The organism is Paenibacillus sp. FSL R5-0475 (assembly GCF_038004585.1).
In the GTDB taxonomy this organism is placed as follows: Bacteria; Bacillota; Bacilli; order Paenibacillales; family Paenibacillaceae; genus Paenibacillus_AQ.
On the sequence record NZ_JBBORK010000001.1, the window covers coordinates 5,262,058 to 5,282,718 of the forward strand.

Sequence of the window (20,661 nt, forward strand, 5' to 3'; positions counted from 1 at the left end):
CCTTCAATACAATAAGTTTAAGTTAATAGACATAGGCCAGTAATGCCATCAGGTTGTCAAAAGAATAAGCTTGGCCGCTAGCGACATCACCGAATCCTCCGTACAGTGGGCTATCCACATCTGTTACTCTGAACTCGTTCATTTTTTCAATGCTTTTATGGTGGAGAGATTCATCGCCGATTTCTGCGCCGATCATAGCCGTAATGGCATAAATGGCTGTGGAGCGGATATCGTTCAGCGGCTTACCTTCTCTCGAATATTGCCCATATAACGTTCCAGCTTCGACCTGTTGCTTGATAAAATCAATGCTGGTGGCTTTCTGCTGGCCCACTTCAGCTAAGGCTAGAATGGATAAAAGCGACTCTACTGTATTGATGTTTTCCGAACTATATTTTCCGGTCTCATAATTAAACCGTGTCTCATAAAAGGGGAATTCATCCGATAAATATCCGTTTTCCAATATTACGTTCAAATCATTCGTCAGTTTCTTACTAAATTGGCTAGGAAACGACATTTTTCGCAAAGTGCCCAAATTAATATAACACAAAGTGACGAATGTGTTTGTTGAAGAATATTCCATATCGTAGAAATCATAAAGTTTTCCGTCTTTTACATTATAATCATAAAATCTTTCGCCATATTTATCCGCTTCAGCTGTATAACGTTTATCGCCGAACTTCTCCCCTGCCTCATAAAGAGCTTGAATCATACGCAAATCATCAACGGCAGCATTCAAGGGGTATAGCTTCTGCTGTTTAGGACTGTAACGGTAGCTGAAACCGCTGTTGATATCAAAGGTTTGCTTAGCTAGTTGCCATTGCTCTGTAAATCTCTCTTGTTGGCCGCTACGCACAGCTGCCAGCATCCGGAGAGATGCCGATTCACTCAGAACTTCGTGTCCACTCGCCGCTTCCGCCGACTGATCTGTTTCAATAAAATTAGTATATACACCGTACTCGCCTGTGAGTTTCGAGGTAATAAACTGCTCTAAGTTAGTTACTTCCTGCGTCTGGATTACCTTAGTATCATTTTCCGAATCTACTGGAGCTGGAGAATTAGTATGAACACTATTGGACGGATTCGGTACTGCCGTTTTTTCGCATGCCGTTAACCCTATAATGCCTGCAAATATCGCTAGTGCAGCAATAATTATTTTCCTCAAGTGATCACCTCCTTTTAATATTCTCCTATTCTGCTTACTGCCTAGTATTATCTATAACGGTAATATACAACAAAATGTTAAATCAAACTGTGAGCGTTATGTATCTATCCTTAGACAAAAAAGAGATATCCTTACGCCTTTGGCGAGCGGGATATCCCCTCTGTATCAGTTATTTATTCATTCATACGTTCCCAAAAACGATGGGCAGTAATTGCCGCGACAAGGCTGGCAGCGAACACCTCTCCGCCATCTCCAATGATTACACCCGGACTGCTTCTATGCTCGGCCGTTTCAAGTAGTTTAGCATTTTCAGTAGTCACCGCGATGGGCTTAAAGTGAGAATAGGCTTGGTTCAGGAATTGCGCTGTATCTTTATGGAATTTCTTATGTTCCGAATTTCCACCAGCTGCATAAGTTGCATCAAAGAGCACCGAATCTGTCGTGGATAAGGTATGAATGACTTCAAGCTCTGTCCCCTTCGAGCCTTTAATAAATCCAAGCTTATCACTGATTATTTCCGGCTGGATCCCGGCTCTCATAAGCGTATCCAGAACAGGCATCACCAAGTCTTCATCAAATCTGTCGCCTATAATCACACCTATTTTACGTGTGTTTGGGTGCTTCTTCGTATTTGCCTGACTTAGTGCCGGGGAGATTTGAGCCACCTCGGAACCGCCCGTTTTCGGTGGCGTCGCCCCAATAGCTTCTGCTACAGGCACAGCAAGCTCTAACGTAACGTTCGCGAGCATATCTACAACCTGCTGCCGGACAGACTTACTCTTTACCTTCCCGAGCTCGAATGAATAGGCTTCAATAATATGCGTTTTTTCTGGAGCACTCATGCTGTTCCAGAACAGCTTGGCTTGTGAAAAATGGTCTTCAAAGCTTTTGCTCCGGCTACGCACCTTACGGCCCTCAACCTTCTCCTGATAATGTACATAACCACCTTCAGCCTCTGTTGCAGGTGCAGGCGTATTTTTAGCAAGCGAATTATTGTGATAGCTCACTGAACCCTGATTAATCGTCTGCCGTCCATGCCCGTCACGCTGATTGTTGTGGAAAGGACATACCGGTCTATTGATCGGCAACTCATGGAAGTTAGGACCGCCAAGCCGAATTAGCTGAGTATCCGTATAAGAGAACAATCTGCCCTGAAGCAGTGGATCATTGGTGAAATCGATGCCTGGAACCACATGTCCAGGGTGGAAAGCTACCTGCTCCGTTTCGGCGAAGACATTATCCACGTTGCGGTTCAAGGTCATTTTCCCAACAATCTGTACAGGTACATCTTCCTCTGGCCAGAGCTTTGTAGGATCCAGCACGTCAAAATCAAACTTAAATTCATCTTCTTCACTTAGAAGCTGAATGCCCAATTCGTATTCCGGAAAGTTGCCGGCTTCAATCGATTCCCATAAATCACGACGATGAAAGTCAGGGTCCGCTCCTGATATTTTCTGAGCTTCGTCCCACACTAAAGAGTGTACACCGAGCACTGGTTTCCAGTGGAATTTAACAAAATGGGCTTTTCCTTGCTCATTAATCAACCTGAAAGTATGCACCCCAAACCCTTCCATCATTCTGAAGCTACGTGGAATAGCGCGGTCCGACATCAGCCACATTGCCACATGGGCCGATTCTTGGTTATTGGCTATGAAATCCCAAAAGGTATCGTGAGCCGATGCGGCTTGAGGCATTTCATTGTGCGGCTCAGGCTTAAGCGCATGTACTAAATCTGGGAACTTGATCGCATCCTGAATAAAAAAGACGGGCATATTATTTCCGACTAAATCGTAATTCCCTTCCTCTGTATAGAATTTGGTAGAGAATCCGCGGGCATCCCGCACCGTCTCGGCTGATCCCCGTGATCCGGCTACCGTCGAGAATCGGACAAACACCGGTGTCTTCACGGAGGGATCTTGAAGGAATTTCGCCCTTGTATATTCTTTCAGTGATTTATATACTTCAAACTCACCATGAGCAGCAAATCCACGTGCATGCACGATTCGCTCAGGGATTCGCTCATGATCGAAATGCGTCATTTTTTCCCGGAAATGAAAGTCTTCCATTAAGGTTGGGCCCCGATCACCTGCTTTCAGAGAGAACTCATCCTCTGATACTTTTAAACCCTGGTTCGTTGTTAAGGTGTGACCTTCATCCTTACTGCGAAACTGTTCCAGTTGCTCATTCTTGCTGTTTCCGTTCACTTTTTGATGTTCACTCATTAACAATTGCTCCTTCCAAAGGTAAAGTAAATATTATCATGTATCTCTTACCCTTTAGGAAAGTTTGGCAAACAAAAAAAGGCGGATTCCCGCGAAGCCTCAGCTCCCGAAAACCCGCCTGATCCAGCTAATTCTGATCTAATCTTTAATCTTACGATACGTCTCTTCATCGGAAACAACATACAATCTAGCATCCTTAGGAATAGCCTGATCCAGCTTTCGATTGATACTTAGATCGCTACGATCCGCCAATAAGGTTGCACCTTGCAGAAGCAGGCTCTGAAATGCATCCCCATAAGTCTTCCACGTAGTATTCACTGGAATCTCATAAATATCATCACCATATTTACGGCTCAGCAGCTGCGTTATCACCTCAGAGTTTCCCTCTTGCAGTGCAGAACGAACAGCCAGTCTGGAGATGGCATCATGCGAAAGAACGAACTCGTTTACTTGGACATGCCTGAAATTCTGTATATTCTTCTCTTGCATTATTTCTACAGTCGTATGTACTTGTGGCGCAATGCGCTCAATGCTAGAGGCAATTAACAAAGATTTGCCGTCGATCAGCGATGCTTCATCAATCCTTGTGTCCCCGAACACAATGGCTGCTCTTGCTTCATGGATGTTAGCCTTAAGAAGAATCTCATCACTGGAGGCATCACCACTTATAAAGTGAACTTGATCCATATGCTCCAGAGGATGACTTCCTGTCTCATCAATGATGACAATGTGGCATTTTGGCGAATAGCATAGAACCTCGTCTACGGCAGCTTGTGCTTTCTTACTCCAATTAATTAGAATTACATGGTCCTTTCCCCGAAAGCTCAACGTTCCCGCTCCTCTCCTTCTCTGCACCTCCGCAATGGAGTCAATGACCTTACCAATAACCAAGCTGAGAAGGCCGATACCAAAGATATATAGAAACATGGTAAACAGCTTTCCAACTACGGTCTCTGCAAAATAATCCCCATACCCCACTGTCGCCATCGTTGTCATAACCCAATAGAATGCATTAAACCAACTGTGAAACGTACCCGGCTCAATCAGGTAAGCAATCGACGCACTAAGAACTATAAAGATCAGAATAATTAACCCTATAGTCCGTTTACGCAACCGCATCATCTTGGTGGAAATTCTCAGAAACAGATGCATCTGCCCACCCCTTCTTCACATCAAGCTAAAAGTAAAACTTATACTTTCTTAGATTTTCAATAAGGCTGCCGCTCGATGGATGGATCGGGGCAACCTTTGTCTCAACCCTATTTCATACTCGAACTAAACAATCAAACTGCTAATCGCAAATGCTGTCCCAATAAACACCAAGCAAAGCATAGTGCCTACAGCCACATTTCCCTTCTCCAGATGCTCTGAAATCTTAAAGGTTGGGGTTGCTAATTCAAAGATCCAATAAGCCGCAATCAAGCACACATAACCTACCGCAAACCAAATGATCATGTGCAGAATGGAGGTATTCGTATATGCCGCTACGCCAATAATAATAGCCGTTGCCAGAAACTTGCCGCCTAAAGCCAAGGCTACAGCCACATTGCCTTTCTTCAGCTCCTCCATATCTTTAAACGGAGTCATCAAACCAAAGATCACCATGCCTAACACTTGCAAAAGAATAATCACAAACACACTCACTACCAAATTAACCACCATCGTCACTTCGCCCACCCCCGAAATTTCGCATAAGCCGAATCATAGTCGGCAAAATCATGTACTTCCTCAAGGACTACGGAAGCGGTTTTCTTTTTCTCTAATGCGGTATAGCGTTCATCATCAATCGGCTGCTTAATCCGATTACCTGAAGGGAGCTCAAGCACCGCAAAGTTTCTTGTCTTATCCTTATACTTAGTCTTGTATACTCCTACAAGATCAACATCAGTGGTTACCGATACTTTAAGATTGGTAAGATCCTCTGCTGCCGTTTTTTCATCTGCATAAGACTTAATCGTGCTCCATGAAGACAGGCGAACTTCATTCTTCTGATCAGCATCCGTGATTAACTCGGCGTCCATGAACTGAAGTGTCCAAATTTTATCGCCAGTAGCATAATTCCCATCATTCGGGAGCAGTTCATTATCCGGTAAAACCGTCATGTCACTCCCAATTAAATCCCCTACGGTACTCTCTACCACCCGGTAGTCCCACGGTACCCGTGCTACACTATCTGAAGTTTGAGCTGTTCCTGAATCAAATACACTGCCCTGATTACTGGAACATGCGCTTAGCAACAGTACCGTCAAAAGCATCATACATAAGACTCCGATTCGGGCTTTCTTGCTCTTATCCAATTATCTCACTCCCAACGCAATAAAATGACTGGCATTGCCTGTAATCAATCCGCCCGCTCGGCCGAGCATACCACAAGGCTTCCCGTTAATCACGAACATGCCTGTCAGCAGATGAAATTCACCCTCTGATGTCGTTATCCGTGCTAAATCGGCTCTTTTTTGATACACAGTGGGGAAGAGCTGACTACTGTCATAACCGTCTTCATCTTCAAGCTCTAGCGCACCGCTATCATCAAACATGCGCACCGAACCCCCTTCACGACCAAAAACAGATTTGGACACAAAGTTCCCTGAGAATACAGGCTTATTATAAGTAGGCAAAATATAGCGCGAGATCGTCTCTCGCTCTTCCTTGTCGAATAGCAGGCCCAGCTCATACATTCCCCACACCGCTGCAACCAGCCCCTTGGATTGGAGCAATATACTGTGAGGACCATTAAAGAGCTGAAGATTCCCTTGCTCTACCGTATAGGCGAGGGCATCACCGCCTTCATCCACAGCCATCCACTCTTTAGGATATAGAGCGAACATCCGCTCGATCACACGGTCCTCCCCATCCTTGAGAATTCCGTTGTCGACCCACAGATCAAGACAATCCACACACTGGATATCGAGACCACTGTGCTTCACTAATGCTTCTATCGTACCTGAATCTTCAAGATGAGATCCATAAGCCACACAAGCTGCGGTATCCGGACGTTCTACCTGCCAAGCTGCCGCAACTTGTGCCTTCATCCCTTGATTTGGACTCTGCATTCCAGCTTGCTCACAGATCCATGGTGTAGCTATCGAGGCTTCCACATAACCTGTTGGGGTATCCGCATTCAGTTCGAGCAGCTTAATCGTCCCATCATGGGCTATGGCAAAGTCAAATCTGGCATACCGACTAATGAATCCTTCTTCTGGCATAGGACACCCGTCAAGCATCTCCCAAAGTACAGGGGGAATCCCAAGCAGTTCATACAAATCGCGCTTTAGATGAACATAGCGAACCGCTTTATCGAGAATGGCCCAGAGTTTTGATGAGGCTTCTTCAAGCTCCTTATAAGTGTCCCTGTGCATTAGAGCAATTGCATCCAACCAGTACTCTTCATCCTCAAGATCAGCCCAAGTGAACCCGAGTTCATATAACGCTTTGACCCGTGGACCTCTTTCAAGCTCAGACTGATCTAGAATTTCAAATACACTCTGCTGCTCACTCATCCGCCAAAACCACTCTTACTTGAGCCTGATCTCGAAGAGGACTTCGAGCCTGAGCTAGATTTAGAGTTCTTCGAAGAATTTAATCCGCTGGAAGTGCCACCGATTCCATTTTTTGAGGAAGAACCTCTTCTCGTAATAGAGCCTGTGGAGGAAGTCGATGTTTTGGGCTTTACAACAGAACCGGGAACCTTCTTATTCTGGAATTTCTCACTGCTATAGGTAGGCGGCTTATAAGTTGTTCTCGTGCCTCCATAATAAGTTGGACGGTCCTTAGACCATCCTCTGGAAGAGTAATTGCCACCACTGTTAAACAGCATGTGATATAGCAGCAAGTCATCCCAACCAAAACCTGAATGATATCCACCATAGTTATTCACTACCGTCGTTCCATTATTGGTTACAACACCTTGGCCTTCCTGTTCTACCTCTTGTGTACCTTCCGGATATGGAATATTCCAATCCACATTTTTGTCAAAATAGGCTTTAACCTCTTCGGTAGACCAGGACACTAGCTGGGGTTCATCTCCAGAAGTATTTGCACTAGCCCCTGCGCCGCCAGGAATAAACATAGCATTCGCTAACAAAGCTATGCCTAGCGAAGTAGATAATACTCGAATGGGCTTACCATCAGAAGTGAATAATTTGGATACCGCTAATTCCTTATCCTTTTCATCTTTAGACATCGTAAGGTTCTCCTTCCCTTATCTCAATCATTCGTTGTGCATCGGAACAAGTAAAAGCTCCAGCTTGCCTTCATCTACATTCAGCCGTCCTTCAACCGTTTCATATTCAACACTGCCAACCACAATATAATTGACATGCTCTAACGCTGCGATCATATTCATGCTCCACGTGCGTTCCTCAATGACTCGCAGCCCGCCTTCCGGCATTTTTTCAAATAAGATTACATTCATCCCATTGTCCATTATTACCATTCCTTCCTTAGTTCTGCTATAGCATCTGATACGTCTTTATTACCTTTTCGTTTCAGTTCTAGGTGTGCATAGACTGCCCAACCTTACTCTTGGCGTTAGAACGTCTATATAAAAGAAGAATTCCTAACGAGCACAAGCAAACGAGGAGCAACACGCCGTATACATGCTGATATGCTTTTGCAGGGGAGATATCACGCTGAGCATGCAGTAAAAGCCCGCAGACTGCAACAGATACAGAGCCTCCGAAGAATTGAACCAGTTGTAAAAGCCCCATACCAGAACCAATCCAAGTCCTTGGAAGAACTATAGAAGTTTCATTGTTTAAGGATGCCATCGTAGCTGAGAAAGCGGGAGAGAAGCATAGATAACCTAGCAGCAGTACTACAGGTGATACAGAAAGATTCAGGGCAAACACAGCCATAACGGCTGCAAGTATACAATGTCCAATCACTAAGAAGCGAATATTACCGTACCGATCAATAAAACGTCCCACATAACGGGTCAGAAATGCAGATAATAGCGCTCCCGGTGCGATATACAAACCAATCATCAGCGCTGATTTATCAAACAGATTAGCGAGCGCAAGCGGCATCAGGAACAAGTTCCCTAGGTTCAGCACCAGAATACAAAAGCCTATGGCAACCAGTTTCAAGTAACCCGGCATGGTAAGCAACTGTGGATTAATGAATGATTCCTTGGCCTTCTTCAGATGTACGGCATGCACGATAATAGACACTACCCCCACGGCTAGCCATACAAGCGACTGGGTAGTTACGGCTACCAGCAGACTTGCTGCATTTACCACGGTCAGCGCCGCCCCCAGGATGTCAAAGCTTGCAGGCTGTGGCTGTTCCTTAGGCAATAACCGCAGCAGTACCGGCAGCACGATAAGCACAAGGCAAGTTATGCCGAACAATCCGTTCCAGCCAAAGTACTGGCTGATGACACCTCCCACAATAGGACCCAAACCAAAGGCCATTGCACTACCCGCCGAGATCATCGCAATAGCAGCACCGCGTCTTTCAATCGGAACATAGCGACTGGCGAGCACAAGCCCCAATCCAGCCATAGATCCGGCGCCCGCAGATTGTAGGATTCTTGTAATCAATAGCATATTAAAGTCATGTGCGAACAATCCAAACACTGATGCTGTCCCAAGCGTAATTAAGCCAATGGTCAAGAGCTTGCGAATCGGCACCAAGTCGGATAACCGGCTATAAATAACCGTCGACAACGCATATCCAATCGAATAGCTGGAAATGACCCACGAGCCTAGGTCAGCAGAAATTTGGAGATCCTGAATAATGGTTGGAAGCGATACATTAAACATCGTTGTGTTCATCACTACAATAAAGAGGCACATCGTCCATAATGGCATGACAATTTTATCATTCATTCCTACTTTCTCATTCATTCCTACTCCATCCCTGTCCTAATTTATCTATACATGCTCAACTAATTTTATGCCTATAAAAAGAGGTTGGCAATTAGAAGAGGAGGATTACTTGCGCCACATCAATCCACATACCAGTTCGAACAGCTCTATATAGTTGCGTGGATTTTTACCCGTCAATGTATGAATGCGGTTAAGTCGGTAATTCAGTGTATTTCGGTGAATATTCAACTTCTGTACCGTTCGATTATGATCTCCATTCTCCGCAATAAATACTTGCAGTGTTTCAATCAGACCCGTCTTGTCTCCCGACTGATCCAGAAGAGCATAAATCGTCCCTGGCCGCTCATCCCCGTCATAGGATAAGTGTATTAGAAACCTCAATTCTGCATAGGTATATAGTTTTTTGAGTGGATCGACTCTACTGCCAATATGAATGGCCGCCTGTGCCTGTTCCAACGAATAAGCGGCTAACTCCTCTGCCTCGCCAGAGCCGATCCGTCTCACATCACCGCAAGCACTAAGCTTTCCTATCAGCTCTTTATAGAGAAATCCGTCTGTGATGAAAAAAACAGCCTTGTCGTTCTCCAAATTCCAGTAATGCGGATAGGATCTAAAAACGCTTCTGAACTCCTTCCCATTCACGTCTCCATCTACCAGGATGGCCCAGCATTTCTTCTTCAGATCAAGCCCATAGCTACTCGCCCGTTCTAGAAATTCAAGATCATACGCCTCTTTACGATAAGACAATTCATGATAAAATTTCACACGCTTTACTCTGTCATCCTGCTCCTGCTTATTCCTTGCTTCCTGCTCTATAAGTAATATGGTAGTAACTCTGACCAGCTTGCTAAACGGTCTAACCTCATCAGGATGTCCCGTAATGCCTACCACACCCAAAACTTTATGGTCTATAATAATGGGTTCATTCACCCCTGGCTTCATTCCAATGCCGTCCTCGTATACCTCAAAGACATGCCCACTTTGAATGGCTATTCTCGCTCCCTCATGTAAGGTTCCGACCCGTTTTAGATCTCCACTCCCTACAATAAAGCCGTTCTCATCCATAACATTAATGTTATAAGGAACTACACTCATCATTTCCTGTGCGATTTGTCCTGCGAGTGATTTCGATATCTTCATGTCTGCCCCTCCTGTTCCTGTATATTCTACTCAGAAAGCTTCTACCTTAAAAATAAACAAGAAGAAACGGTTGTCGTCCTTAAAAGACGATAACCGTTTCTCGTAGGAATAATAAGGATGATGTAATCTCTCCGTCGCTTTTTATAATGATCAACCTTGGTTCAGTGCGACTAACCGGGCCACGTTCTCAGCGGATCTTTCCAGATTCTCCTGCCCTTTCTTCAGGGCATCCTCCAATGAAGCCGCACCTGGCATAATGCCAAAAATAGCATCGATTCCTTTATCATACAACACTTCTGTCTGGTCTCCGATCCGTCCCGCGAAGGCTAGCACGGGTTTATTATATTTCTTAGCGACCTGGGCAACGCCTAACGGTGTCTTGCCATATTGAGTCTGGAAGTCGATGCTCCCTTCCCCGGTCCACACCATATCAGCCTGTTGCACCTTTTCTTCAAGTCCGGTGTAGTCAATGACAAGCTCAATGCCCTTTTTTAACACTCCGTTTAAAAACACTACCAGCCCTCCACCAAGTCCACCGGCTGCACCAGCTCCAGGCATATCCATAATATCGATTCCAAGCTGTTCCTTGATGACACTCGCATAATGCTGAAGATTACTGTCGAGCTGTTTGATCATCTCTGAAGTAGCACCCTTTTGCGGACCAAATACATTGGAAGCTCCGGTCGGACCACATAATGGATTCGTAACATCACAGGCCACTTCAACCTGCACATCCTTCAGGCGAGGGTCAAATTCACTCAAATCGATCCTTGCTAATCTGCCAAGCTCACCGCCGCCAAATATCAGTTCATCCCCTTCTTCGTCCAGAAGTCTGCCGCCTAGCGCTTGAACCAACCCGGCACCTCCATCATTGGTGGCACTACCTCCGATACCTATTAGCAGTTTGCTGACACCACGGTCCAGACAGGCTTTGATTAATTGTCCTGTTCCGTAAGTTGTTGTAATCAAAGGGTTACGTTCCTCAGGGGATACCAACTGAATGCCGCTCGCGCTGGCCATTTCCAGTACGCCTGTCAATCCATCACCTGTAATTCCGTAGGATGCGCTAACTTCATTGCCAAGAGGGCCTTTAACTTTAGTAGTATATACGGTGCCCTCGGTTGCATCGACCAAGGACTGCATCGTTCCTTCGCCACCGTCCGCCATAGGTACATGAATACAATTTATATTAGAATTCACTTTATGAATGCCTCTTTCCATGGCTTCACAAGCTTCTTTAGCTGTCATACTTTCTTTGAAAGAATCCGGTGCCAGAACGATAACCAGGTCTTTTTTCATAGAATATCGGTCCCTTCTAGTTAGAGATAATTATTATAGGATGAAGCCGTAAAGTATAGTAGCAACGATAGCCATTGTCAGACCCACGAGACTTTCGTAAGGAATCAGTGACATCCGGTCCTTGATATTCATCTTAACGGAATCTGCAGTTACGTGGAAGAAGTTACCATGTGGCAGATGATCAATCACTGTAGCCCCGGTATGCACCATAATCGCCGCATTAAGTGGCGCTGTCCCCATAGATAGAATAGCGGGCCCGAACGATCCAGCTGCCACAATAGAAGCCGTAGATGTGGACGCTGTAGCGGCCGCCATCAAGATACCTGCAATCGGAGCAAGGAAGGTTCCTGAGATCCCCATAGCTGTAATTGCATCAACAACCGTAGCACTTAAGTCAGACTTTGAGATAATGCCAGCGATGGCGCCGGCACCAATCAGGATAATGGCTGTACCCGTCATTTTGTTCAATCCAGATGTCGTAAAAGAAATGATGTTCTTTGTCTGTTTCATTGCAATCAGTCCAATAATACCGGCAAGAGGCAAGATGATCATAGAGTCAACTTTAAAGGATTTCAACAATTCGATATTCAGAATATTTCCGACCGGATTAATGGCCAGAAGCAAAATAGCGACAACTGGAGCGACGATAGCACGGCCGAAGCTTGGTTTAACCTTAGAAGTATCTTCCTCTTTCGTTACAACATCACCGTCTGCGATTTTCACACCTTTGTTGACTAGGAGATTAGCAATAATAACAGTAACAATCAGACCCGCAACGGCTGGGATGAACCCATGGATCATCACCTGAGCCAAATCTACATCAAAGCCCTTCGCTACGGCAATGGTATTTGGGTTTGGAGAAATAATATTACCTGCTTTACCGCCACCAACCAGAGCGAGCAGTAGGGCTGTTTTGGAAATGCCGATTTTTTTACCCACAGACAAAGCAATCGGAGCGACGATAATGATGGCTACCGTGATGAATACACCAACTGCTGTAATAATCATAGTAGCTAGTGCTATAGACAATAAGGCTTTCTTTTCACCAAGCTTGTCTACGATGGTCTCAGCCATCCGTTCGGCTGCACCTGATTCAATCAGTACCCCCGCCAGCACACCTGCAGCGAGTACACGTACAACTGCCCCCATTACACTATTCGTTCCATCGATAATATACTGTACCGTTTCCGCAATAGAAGCGCCGCCCAATATCCCTCCGGCAATTGCGCCTAAAAAGAGTGCGTAGACCGGATTAACCTTTTTAAAAATCAATACGACGGCTAATATCAATCCTGCAACAGCGCCCATCCAGTTAATTACTGTGCCTTCCATCTCTAGTTGCCCCCTTAATATAAAAGTATGACACTTTAAAGTGTGTGTTTTGATAACGCTTTCTAAACTGAGTATACTGCGCTAACAAACCCAATTATATTGACGGGACAACCTATTTTTTTGTGCAAATGCACAATCCCCGAACACAAAAGAAGACCAAGCTTAGGTTTATACTTCACCCAGGCTTGGTCTTTTATCATGAATCAAATAAGTTTAGGAGACTTGAGATTCCTTAGCAAGAACAGGTACGGTGTTATCCGCTACCTGCACATCATCCTTTGTCTTGGAGAGGACAATGTTCAGTACAATCGCTGTAAGCGAACCGGATACGATACCGTTCTGTAGCAGCATCCGCGCAAATTCAGGCAGCTCTGCGAACATTGCAGGAAGTGTCGCTGAACCTAAGCCAACAGCAATACTGCAAGCAGCGATCAGTAGATTACCATCCTTGCGGAGATCCACATCGGATAGAATGGATATCCCGGAAACGGCAACCGATCCGAACATGACAATCATGGCTCCACCAAGTACGGCATTCGGTACAATCGTCGTCAAGGCAGCCAGCTTAGGCAGGAGTCCTAGTACAATCATGATCCCGCCAGCGGCAAAAATAACATTACGGGTCTTAATGCGAGACAACGAAATCAAACCCACATTTTGAGAAAAAGCAGTGTATGGGAAAGCATTAAAAATTCCGCCCAGCATAATTGCTACTCCCTCGGAACGCAGTCCGTTTACGATCTGCTTCTGTTCAACTTTCTGATCAATTACTTTACCTACTGCAAAATAAACCCCAGTAGACTCCACCATACTAACAATGTTAACGATGATCATAGTGAAGATTGCAGTAAGACTGAATTCAGGCCATCCGAAGTAAAACGGTTGTGCGATGCTTACCCAAGAAGCGTCACCTACCGTAGAAAAATTAACGATACCCATTCCATAAGCAATCGCTGTACCCACCACAAGACCTACCAGAACTGAGATCGAGCGCAGGAATCCAGTGGCGAAACGATTAACTGCTAAAATGACAAGTAGTGTAATCAGTGCAAGCAGCAAATTACGGGGTTGTCCAAAATCAGCGCTGCCTTCTCCGCCAGCAACGTTATTCATAGCTACTGGAATAAGAGATAACCCGATAATGGTCACGACAGAACCCGTTACAATGGTCGGGAAGAACTTCAGCAGCTTCCCATAAAGCGGGGCCGCAAGAACAACGAACAAACCGGAAATAATGATCGCACCGTACGCAGTCGCCAGATTATGTGTCGAGGCAATCGCAATAATCGGGCCAACGGCTGTAAAGGTACATCCAAGAATAACTGGGAGCCTGCTACCAAAATACTTAGTGCCCATTATTTGCAGCAGTGTGGCCAATCCGCAAGTGAACAAATCGGCTGCGATGAGGTAAGCCATTTGAGTCCCATTTAGCTTCAAGGCACCCCCAACAATCAGCGGTACAATTACTGCTCCTGCATACATGGCTAGGACATGCTGAAGACCTAACGTAAATACCTTTTGCTTGCTTAACATCCCGCACTCTCCTTGATTTTCTCTAATGAGCTTTCATTATCAATGAAGTGAATTTCACCTGGTGACATAGATGCAATACGGGCCAAGGCATGGACTTCTATGCCTCTGTTCTCCAGAAGGCTCCGGCCTTCCTGGAAGCTCTTTTCAATGACACAACCGACGCCAAGGAGCTCTGCTCCTGCCTCTTTTACGATATCAACCAGTCCCACAAGTGCAGCACCAGTAGCGAGGAAATCATCCACAATAAGCACTTTGTCATTCGGTCCAAGATATTTCTGGGAGACGCTGACCAGATAATCCTCTTGGCGAGTAAAGGAATGTACAGGCGCTGAGTAGACAGCCTCTGAGAGCGTTACTGCTTTCTTTTTCTTCGCATAAACAAACGGTACACCTAATGCAATCGCAGTAGCCATGGCGAACTGAATCCCACTAGCTTCAATCGTAATCACCTTAGTGATCGGTTGATGACCGAACAACTTTTTGAACTCTTGACCGATTTGCAGCGCTAGCTCCGTATCGACCTGATGATTCAGAAATGAATCTACCTTCAGTACCGTATCTGATAAAATAAGACCCTCTTGTCTAATGCGCTCTTGAAGTACTTTCATCGTGAACTAATCTCTCCTCTTCATTAAAAAAACAAAAAAAGGACAAATCCCTTGAGTCGTTTCTCTCAAGTGAATCTGTCCTTCTGGGCTTTTGTCCCTTAGTGGTGTAACACTACATAGTGTCCGCATCGCTCGGTCCAGACCTTTCCTCCAAAGAAGAAAGCGGAACCCTAGATGCGCTATTTCACTCATAGTCGGATAATTACGATGGTTATCCGGTAGAAACTTATGGGCCATATCCCCAAGATTATATGAGTTTTATTAATGTTCGATATGAATACCTTGTATATCTTACACGCTCTGTCTGGTGCTTACAAGCAAAATTTTTAGTGTTTTGCATACCATTTTCAGGTTATTTTCACGAAATTCAATTGTTTACATTTAGTAGTGGTTACTCCAAGATCTTCTGCGCCGTTTCTTCGGTCGTTACGAGCACATTCATATACCCGCCATTTAGCGCGCCCAAGATGCCCGAAACCTTCTCCAGCGATTCCGCTACACCAATAGCGTACCTCGCTCGCCTGATCTGCTCCAGCTCAATGGTCAACGTTCGGTCCGATATTGCTGTGCGTACAGGCAATCCATTGCCGTCATAAAAACGCGAGCATATATCACCAGCTACCTTCCCGTCCTCCAGCTCATCAATCACAGCATCGCCATAAAATCCACGCCATGCCTCTTCACCTTTAATTTCCGGTGATCCAATGCCGAATATAGCGATATCCAGCCGATCCCATGCCTTGGCAATGGTCTGGTAATACTGCGAACGCATCAGTTGATCTCTGGTTTCCTTTTGCTCCGTGATCGCTGGCACGTCAATCATTAATGAGCGCGCACCCCACTTTAAGGCAGCTTGGTAGCAGATATTATTGACATGGTATCCGCTCTCCATCTTTCCAGATGGACCACCCACCGTAGGAACACAGGTTACAAAAGGCCTCTGTCCGAGGGTCAGATTGTCTACAACGGCAGCTAAGCTGCTTCCCCAAGAGAACCCAATCGTATCTTTCGGCTGAACCACTTGCTCCAGCCATCTTGCACAAGCCTGTCCAATGGCTTTACGCTTGATCACCCCGGACTGGGCTGGATCTACCTCTACAACAATGGCTTCCTTCAGCCCGAACCGTTCTTTCAATTCCTGCTCCAGTGTACAATGATCTCCAATATCGTAATTGATGGTGATTGTAACGATGCCCTCTTCACGGACTCTCTTCAGCATCCTACTTATGGTGGTGCGATATATGCCAAGTTCATTAGAAATTTCACTTTGCGTTAAATTCTGCTCATAGTACATTTGTGCAATCTTAATGAGCAGCTTCTTGTCTTCTTTTCGATCCATGATAGAACTCCTCGCTTTTTTCAAGGATTTGACGAATCCATAACCCCTAGTTATACTGTAGACGATTATTTTGCACATTTTTTATTATATTGCACAAATGTGCAAATTATCAATTTTTAATGGAGATGATCGGCTTTGAATATGGACTTTAGAAAGAAAAGTTGCGCCGTAGAAGCTCTAAAGTATATTGAGAACGACACAACCATTGGTTTAGGTGGGGGTAGTACGATTTCCTATTTAATCGGGAATATTAAAGAAGCAGATCTTCGGTTAAAGGTAGTGACCCCCTCCTTCACTACAGCTTCACTCTGTGTCCAAAATGGATTGCAGGTTGTACCCACTTGGTCCGTTGACCGAATAGCTGTTGCTTTTGACGGCTGTGATGAGGTGGATGAGCAACTGCATGCGCTTAAGAGTGGTGGCGGCATTCATACGAAAGAAAAACTGATTGCTAGTATGGCGGATCATTATATATTGCTGGTAGATGAAACTAAACTTGTGAACAAGCTAACCTTCAAGCATCCCGTAGCATTGGAAATTCTTATGGATGCTCTTAGTTATGTTCAACATTCAGTGAAATCGCTGGGCGGCAAGCCTGAGATTCGAACAAGCGCAAGTAAAGATGGGTATACGGTCAGTGATCACGGCAATGTGCTGCTGGATGTCTTTTTTGACAAGGTAGAGGATAGCACTGCTCTTCAAACTGAACTCAAAGCCATTAACGGGGTCATTGAGACCTCCCTATTCACGAAAGAAGTTACCTCAGCACTTGTGGCTGGTTCAAATGGAATCAAGGTAATCTCTAAGTAAGCTCAAACAATCAAAACAGGCGAGGTGCTAACCATGAACAATCTGAAGTGGGCAATCATCGGCCCGGGAAGTATCGCTAATGAATTTGCGGCTGCTCTAGATGACATCGGCGGAACTTTATATGCGGTAGGATCACGAACCTTAGAGAAAGCCCAGGCGTTCGCGAGCCAATATGGAGCGGAGAAGGCTTATGGCAATTACAGCGAAATGCTGCAAGATCCAGAAATTGATGTCGTCTACATCTCAACACCACATAGTAACCACTACGAATACATCATAGAAAGCTTGCAGAATAACAAACATGTCCTCTGTGAAAAGGCGATCACCGTAAATAGCAAACAACTGCAGGAAATCGCCGAGCTTGCTAAACAAAAAAGCTTAGTCGTCGCAGAGGCTATGACCATCTACCATATGCCACTGTACAAAAAGCTACGGAAAATCGTGGATGAAGGTAAGATCGGACGCCTCAAAATGGTGCAAGTCTCCTTTGGCAGCCATAAAGAATATGATGTGAACAACCGTTTCTTCAGCAAAGATTTGGCTGGAGGGGCGCTGCTGGATATTGGGACGTATGCCTTGTCCTTCACAAGATTCTTCCTGTCCAAACAGCCACAGGAAATTCTAACGACAGTGAAACGTTTTGAGACAGGCGTCGATGAACAATCCGGAATCATTCTGAACAACGATGCGGATGAAATGGCGATCATCTCCCTTACTATGCGCTCCAAAATGCCTAAACGCGGCGTCGTTGCTGGAGAACTTGGCTTTATTACTGTAGACAATTTCCCACGGGCCTCTACAGCTACAATTCAATATTTAGATGGCACCCTAGAAACGATCGAAGCCGGTGATACTTCCAAAGCGCTACAATACGAAATCGAGGATATGCAGCGCTATATCGCGGCAAAAGGCAACCAGGAAACCCTCAAGCTCTCCTTAGATGTCATGGACATTATGAGTAATGTTAGAGAACAATGGGGAATCAAATACAGCTTCGAATAACATACTGAACACAATAGATCAATCATCAAAGCGTTGGTATTCCCTTCAACTGAAGGAAGCCCAACGCTTTTTTGCGGATAATTTTCTAGGAATGGATGACAATATCCTTAGGTGATTTCTTATAGGTACTTTTTAGTACCTATAGCACTTTAAAGTACGTACTATACTTAAATGACTCATGCCTTCATAATTGCACTTACCGGCCGGTGATTATCAGAGTGTAGGAGTGAGAGACATGTTGTTAAACCAAAAAAGAAGTACCCTGGCACTCCTGGCTTTAGCCATTAGCGCCTTTGCGATCGGAACCACCGAGTTTATCAGTGTAGGGTTGCTGCCTTTAATCGCTGATGACCTGAATATACCGCTGACCACAGCTGGATTAACTGTTACTTTGTACGCTTTAGGGGTAACCTTTGGCGCCCCAATCTTAACGTCGCTGACCACGGCGATATCGCGCAAAACATTATTGCTTATCATTATGATTGTATTTATTATCGGCAATAGCCTTGCCGCGGCTGCGGACGGTATTACTATTCTGCTAATAGCAAGAATAATATCCGCCCTTTCACACGGTCTGTTCATGTCGATTGCTTCGACCATTGCCGCCGACCTCGTGCCTGAGAATCGTAAAGCCAGTGCTATTGCGATTATGTTCACAGGACTAACCGTAGCTACTGTTACCGGTGTGCCACTGGGTACCTTTCTAGGGCAACAGTTAGGCTGGAGAGCTGCATTCATCGCCATTATTGCCATCGGGCTTATAGCGCTGATCGGTAATCTGATCTTGGTCCCTGCCACAGGGCTGCGCAAAGGAACCCGAACACCGCTTCGCGAACAAGTCAAACTCGTGAAGAACGGACGGTTACTGCTTGCCTTCGCAATCACTGCTTTAGGGTATGGAGGTACCTTTGTAGTCTTTACTTATTTATCTCCACTTCTCCATGAAATCAGCGGTTTCAAAGAGAGTACCGTTGCCATCATCCTTCTTGTTTATGGCATAGCGATCGCCATCGGCAACGTCATTGGAGGCAAATTAGCCAACCGTAACCCTATGAATGCCCTGTTCTACATGTTTGCTATACAAGCTGTTGTACTGTTCGTCTTAACCTTTACCGCACCCTTCAAAGTGGCTGCACTACTTACGATCTTCTTTATGGGATTGTTAGCCTTCATGAACGTACCTGGTCTACAAGTACACGTAGTTACACTTGCAGATCGATATGCTCCGAGTGCGCGAGATGTGGCATCTGCGCTGAATATTGCTGCTTTTAACGCTGGTATTGCCATCGGGGCTTATCTTGGTGGTATCGTCACGGATCATATGGGACTGATTCATACCACTTGGGTGGGTGCTATAATGGTTCTGTCCGCTGTATTCCTAACCGCTTGGAGTCGTGCGCTGGAGAAGAAAGATGAGACTCTTCTCCAGTCTGAGGCTGCTTAATCAGCCTTGCCTTAACATACCAATCAAACTTTTAAATATCTCAGGAGGTAATTTTATTATGGCTCAACATCTACAGGATACAACTGCATTACACAACGGGGTAAACATGCCTTGGCTTGGACTTGGTGTATTTCAAGTCGAAGAAGGCTCTGAGCTGATCCAAGCGGTCAAATCTGCTATTGCACACGGCTACCGCAGCATCGATACCGCAGCGATCTATCAGAATGAGACTGGCGTAGGTCAAGCGATCAAAGAAGCTTTGCAGGACAACAACCTGTCCAGAGAAGAGCTCTTCGTAACTTCAAAGGTCTGGACTGCAGATATGGGCTACGAAGAAACCATTGCCGCCTACGAAGCTAGCCTAGCTAAGCTTGGACTTGAATACCTTGATCTATATCTTATCCACTGGCCTGTAAAAGGAAAATATAAAGAGACTTGGAGAGCACTTGAAACCTTGTATAAAGAGGGACGCGTAAAAGCGATTGGGGTCAGCAATTTCCAGATCCATCATCTTGAAGATGTGATGAAGGATGCGGAAATTAAGCCGATGGTAAACCAAGTGGAGCTCCATCCTTATTTGAGTCAACAAGCGCTGCTTAGCTTCTGCCAGGAACAAGGAATTCAACTGGAGGCTTGGTCTCCATTAATGCAAGGGCAATTGTTGGATCAGCCTGTACTGAAACAAATTGCAGCTAAATACAGTAAATCCGTAGCTCAAGTGATTATCCGTTGGGACCTGCAGCGTGGAATTATTACCATTCCAAAGTCTACTAAAGAGCACCGGATCATCGAAAACGTAGATGTGTTTGATTTTCTGTTAACAGAAGAGGATATGAATCTAATCAACGCTCTGAACCAAGATCAACGGGTAGGTCCTGACCCTGATAATTTCGACTTCTAAGAGATTAACCACTAGGTTAAGTAACAGTAAAAAAGACC

19 protein-coding genes and 1 riboswitch are annotated in these 20,661 nt (G+C 45.2%); of the genes, 4 read left to right on the top strand and 15 right to left on the bottom strand.

Annotation, left to right across the window (positions count from 1 at the left end):
- Positions 1 to 22: 22 nt before the first annotated feature.
- The 15 genes from MKX41_RS23540 to MKX41_RS23610 form a co-directional block, all read right to left on the bottom strand.
- The gene (locus tag MKX41_RS23540) at positions 23 to 1,162 is read right to left on the bottom strand and encodes a glycosyl hydrolase family 8 (RefSeq protein ID WP_340973390.1); all 1,140 of its coding nucleotides are present in this window, start codon (positions 1,160 to 1,162) and stop codon (positions 23 to 25) included.
- A 173-nt stretch (positions 1,163 to 1,335) separates the two neighbouring features.
- A complete protein-coding gene (locus MKX41_RS23545) occupies positions 1,336 to 3,384 on the bottom strand; it encodes a catalase (protein ID WP_340973392.1) in 2,049 nt (682 codons plus the stop codon).
- Positions 3,385 to 3,522: 138 nt separating this feature from the next.
- A complete protein-coding gene (locus tag MKX41_RS23550) occupies positions 3,523 to 4,536 on the bottom strand; it encodes an ion channel (protein ID WP_339267802.1) in 1,014 nt (337 codons plus the stop codon).
- 123 nt (positions 4,537 to 4,659) lie between these two features.
- On the bottom strand, positions 4,660 to 5,052 hold the full coding sequence (locus MKX41_RS23555; RefSeq protein ID WP_042192771.1) for a DUF350 domain-containing protein: 393 nt from the start codon (positions 5,050 to 5,052) through the stop codon (positions 4,660 to 4,662).
- Positions 5,049 to 5,642, bottom strand: coding sequence for a hypothetical protein (locus MKX41_RS23560; protein WP_179085796.1), 594 nt, complete (start codon positions 5,640 to 5,642; stop codon positions 5,049 to 5,051). Before MKX41_RS23560 ends, MKX41_RS23555 begins: the two co-directional genes overlap by 4 nt.
- Before the next feature lie 39 nt (positions 5,643 to 5,681).
- A complete protein-coding gene (locus MKX41_RS23565; RefSeq protein ID WP_340973394.1) occupies positions 5,682 to 6,884 on the bottom strand; it encodes a glutathionylspermidine synthase family protein in 1,203 nt (400 codons plus the stop codon).
- Entirely contained in the window at positions 6,881 to 7,567 is a 687-nt protein-coding gene (locus MKX41_RS23570) for a hypothetical protein (protein WP_042192777.1), read from the bottom strand. Before MKX41_RS23570 ends, MKX41_RS23565 begins: the two co-directional genes overlap by 4 nt.
- 27 nt (positions 7,568 to 7,594) lie before the next feature.
- Positions 7,595 to 7,810, bottom strand: a complete 216-nt coding sequence (locus MKX41_RS23575) for a hypothetical protein (protein WP_042192779.1) — start codon at positions 7,808 to 7,810, stop codon at positions 7,595 to 7,597.
- 67 nt (positions 7,811 to 7,877) lie between these two features.
- Positions 7,878 to 9,233: an MFS transporter gene (locus MKX41_RS23580; RefSeq protein ID WP_340973395.1), complete on the bottom strand. Its 1,356-nt coding sequence runs from the start codon at positions 9,231 to 9,233 to the stop codon at positions 7,878 to 7,880.
- Positions 9,234 to 9,320: 87 nt separating this feature from the next.
- On the bottom strand, positions 9,321 to 10,355 hold the full coding sequence (locus MKX41_RS23585) for a CdaR family transcriptional regulator (protein ID WP_340973397.1): 1,035 nt from the start codon (positions 10,353 to 10,355) through the stop codon (positions 9,321 to 9,323).
- Between the two features lie 150 nt (positions 10,356 to 10,505).
- Positions 10,506 to 11,654, bottom strand: coding sequence for a glycerate kinase family protein (locus MKX41_RS23590; protein ID WP_340973398.1), 1,149 nt, complete (start codon positions 11,652 to 11,654; stop codon positions 10,506 to 10,508).
- Positions 11,655 to 11,687: 33 nt separating this feature from the next.
- Positions 11,688 to 12,986 carry a GntP family permease gene (locus MKX41_RS23595; RefSeq protein WP_042192785.1) on the bottom strand — a complete coding sequence of 433 codons (1,299 nt, stop codon included), beginning with the start codon at positions 12,984 to 12,986 and terminating at the stop codon, positions 11,688 to 11,690.
- 213 nt (positions 12,987 to 13,199) lie between these two features.
- The gene (locus MKX41_RS23600; RefSeq protein WP_076121591.1) at positions 13,200 to 14,519 is read right to left on the bottom strand and encodes a nucleobase:cation symporter-2 family protein; all 1,320 of its coding nucleotides are present in this window, start codon (positions 14,517 to 14,519) and stop codon (positions 13,200 to 13,202) included.
- On the bottom strand, positions 14,513 to 15,127 hold the full coding sequence (locus tag MKX41_RS23605) for a xanthine phosphoribosyltransferase (protein WP_340973403.1): 615 nt from the start codon (positions 15,125 to 15,127) through the stop codon (positions 14,513 to 14,515). Before MKX41_RS23605 ends, MKX41_RS23600 begins: the two co-directional genes overlap by 7 nt.
- A 171-nt stretch (positions 15,128 to 15,298) precedes the next feature.
- Positions 15,299 to 15,402, bottom strand: a riboswitch (purine riboswitch).
- A 116-nt stretch (positions 15,403 to 15,518) separates the two neighbouring features.
- On the bottom strand, positions 15,519 to 16,466 hold the full coding sequence (locus MKX41_RS23610; protein ID WP_339799368.1) for a sugar-binding transcriptional regulator: 948 nt from the start codon (positions 16,464 to 16,466) through the stop codon (positions 15,519 to 15,521).
- A 141-nt stretch (positions 16,467 to 16,607) separates the two neighbouring features.
- Here MKX41_RS23610 and rpiA point away from each other — a divergent pair, with 141 nt between their 5' ends.
- The 4 genes from rpiA (at position 16,608) to MKX41_RS23630 (ending at position 20,623) form a co-directional block, all read left to right on the top strand.
- Positions 16,608 to 17,276 (top strand): ribose 5-phosphate isomerase A, encoded by a 669-nt coding sequence (gene rpiA, locus MKX41_RS23615; protein ID WP_340975040.1) that lies wholly within the window; start codon positions 16,608 to 16,610, stop codon positions 17,274 to 17,276.
- 33 nt (positions 17,277 to 17,309) lie between these two features.
- A complete protein-coding gene (locus MKX41_RS23620; protein WP_340973404.1) occupies positions 17,310 to 18,278 on the top strand; it encodes a Gfo/Idh/MocA family protein in 969 nt (322 codons plus the stop codon).
- Between the two features lie 235 nt (positions 18,279 to 18,513).
- Positions 18,514 to 19,722, top strand: a complete 1,209-nt coding sequence (locus MKX41_RS23625; protein WP_340973406.1) for an MFS transporter — start codon at positions 18,514 to 18,516, stop codon at positions 19,720 to 19,722.
- A 58-nt stretch (positions 19,723 to 19,780) separates the two neighbouring features.
- Positions 19,781 to 20,623, top strand: a complete 843-nt coding sequence (locus MKX41_RS23630; RefSeq protein ID WP_076298011.1) for an aldo/keto reductase — start codon at positions 19,781 to 19,783, stop codon at positions 20,621 to 20,623.
- Positions 20,624 to 20,661 lie beyond the last annotated feature (38 nt).

Coding starts and splice junctions, on each gene's coding strand:
- MKX41_RS23545 (WP_340973392.1), bottom strand. CDS start 3,384: ATGAGTGAACATCAAAAAGTGAACGGAAACAGCAAGAATGAGCAACTG.
- MKX41_RS23550 (WP_339267802.1), bottom strand. CDS start 4,536: ATGCATCTGTTTCTGAGAATTTCCACCAAGATGATGCGGTTGCGTAAA.
- MKX41_RS23560 (WP_179085796.1), bottom strand. CDS start 5,642: ATGATGCTTTTGACGGTACTGTTGCTAAGCGCATGTTCCAGTAATCAG.
- MKX41_RS23565 (WP_340973394.1), bottom strand. CDS start 6,884: ATGAGTGAGCAGCAGAGTGTATTTGAAATTCTAGATCAGTCTGAGCTT.
- MKX41_RS23570 (WP_042192777.1), bottom strand. CDS start 7,567: ATGTCTAAAGATGAAAAGGATAAGGAATTAGCGGTATCCAAATTATTC.
- MKX41_RS23575 (WP_042192779.1), bottom strand. CDS start 7,810: ATGGACAATGGGATGAATGTAATCTTATTTGAAAAAATGCCGGAAGGC.
- MKX41_RS23580 (WP_340973395.1), bottom strand. CDS start 9,233: ATGAATGAGAAAGTAGGAATGAATGATAAAATTGTCATGCCATTATGG.
- MKX41_RS23585 (WP_340973397.1), bottom strand. CDS start 10,355: ATGAAGATATCGAAATCACTCGCAGGACAAATCGCACAGGAAATGATG.
- MKX41_RS23590 (WP_340973398.1), bottom strand. CDS start 11,654: ATGAAAAAAGACCTGGTTATCGTTCTGGCACCGGATTCTTTCAAAGAA.
- MKX41_RS23595 (WP_042192785.1), bottom strand. CDS start 12,986: ATGGAAGGCACAGTAATTAACTGGATGGGCGCTGTTGCAGGATTGATA.
- MKX41_RS23600 (WP_076121591.1), bottom strand. CDS start 14,519: ATGTTAAGCAAGCAAAAGGTATTTACGTTAGGTCTTCAGCATGTCCTA.
- MKX41_RS23605 (WP_340973403.1), bottom strand. CDS start 15,127: ATGAAAGTACTTCAAGAGCGCATTAGACAAGAGGGTCTTATTTTATCA.
- MKX41_RS23610 (WP_339799368.1), bottom strand. CDS start 16,466: ATGGATCGAAAAGAAGACAAGAAGCTGCTCATTAAGATTGCACAAATG.
- rpiA (WP_340975040.1), top strand. CDS start 16,608: ATGGACTTTAGAAAGAAAAGTTGCGCCGTAGAAGCTCTAAAGTATATT.
- MKX41_RS23620 (WP_340973404.1), top strand. CDS start 17,310: ATGAACAATCTGAAGTGGGCAATCATCGGCCCGGGAAGTATCGCTAAT.
- MKX41_RS23625 (WP_340973406.1), top strand. CDS start 18,514: ATGTTGTTAAACCAAAAAAGAAGTACCCTGGCACTCCTGGCTTTAGCC.
- MKX41_RS23630 (WP_076298011.1), top strand. CDS start 19,781: ATGGCTCAACATCTACAGGATACAACTGCATTACACAACGGGGTAAAC.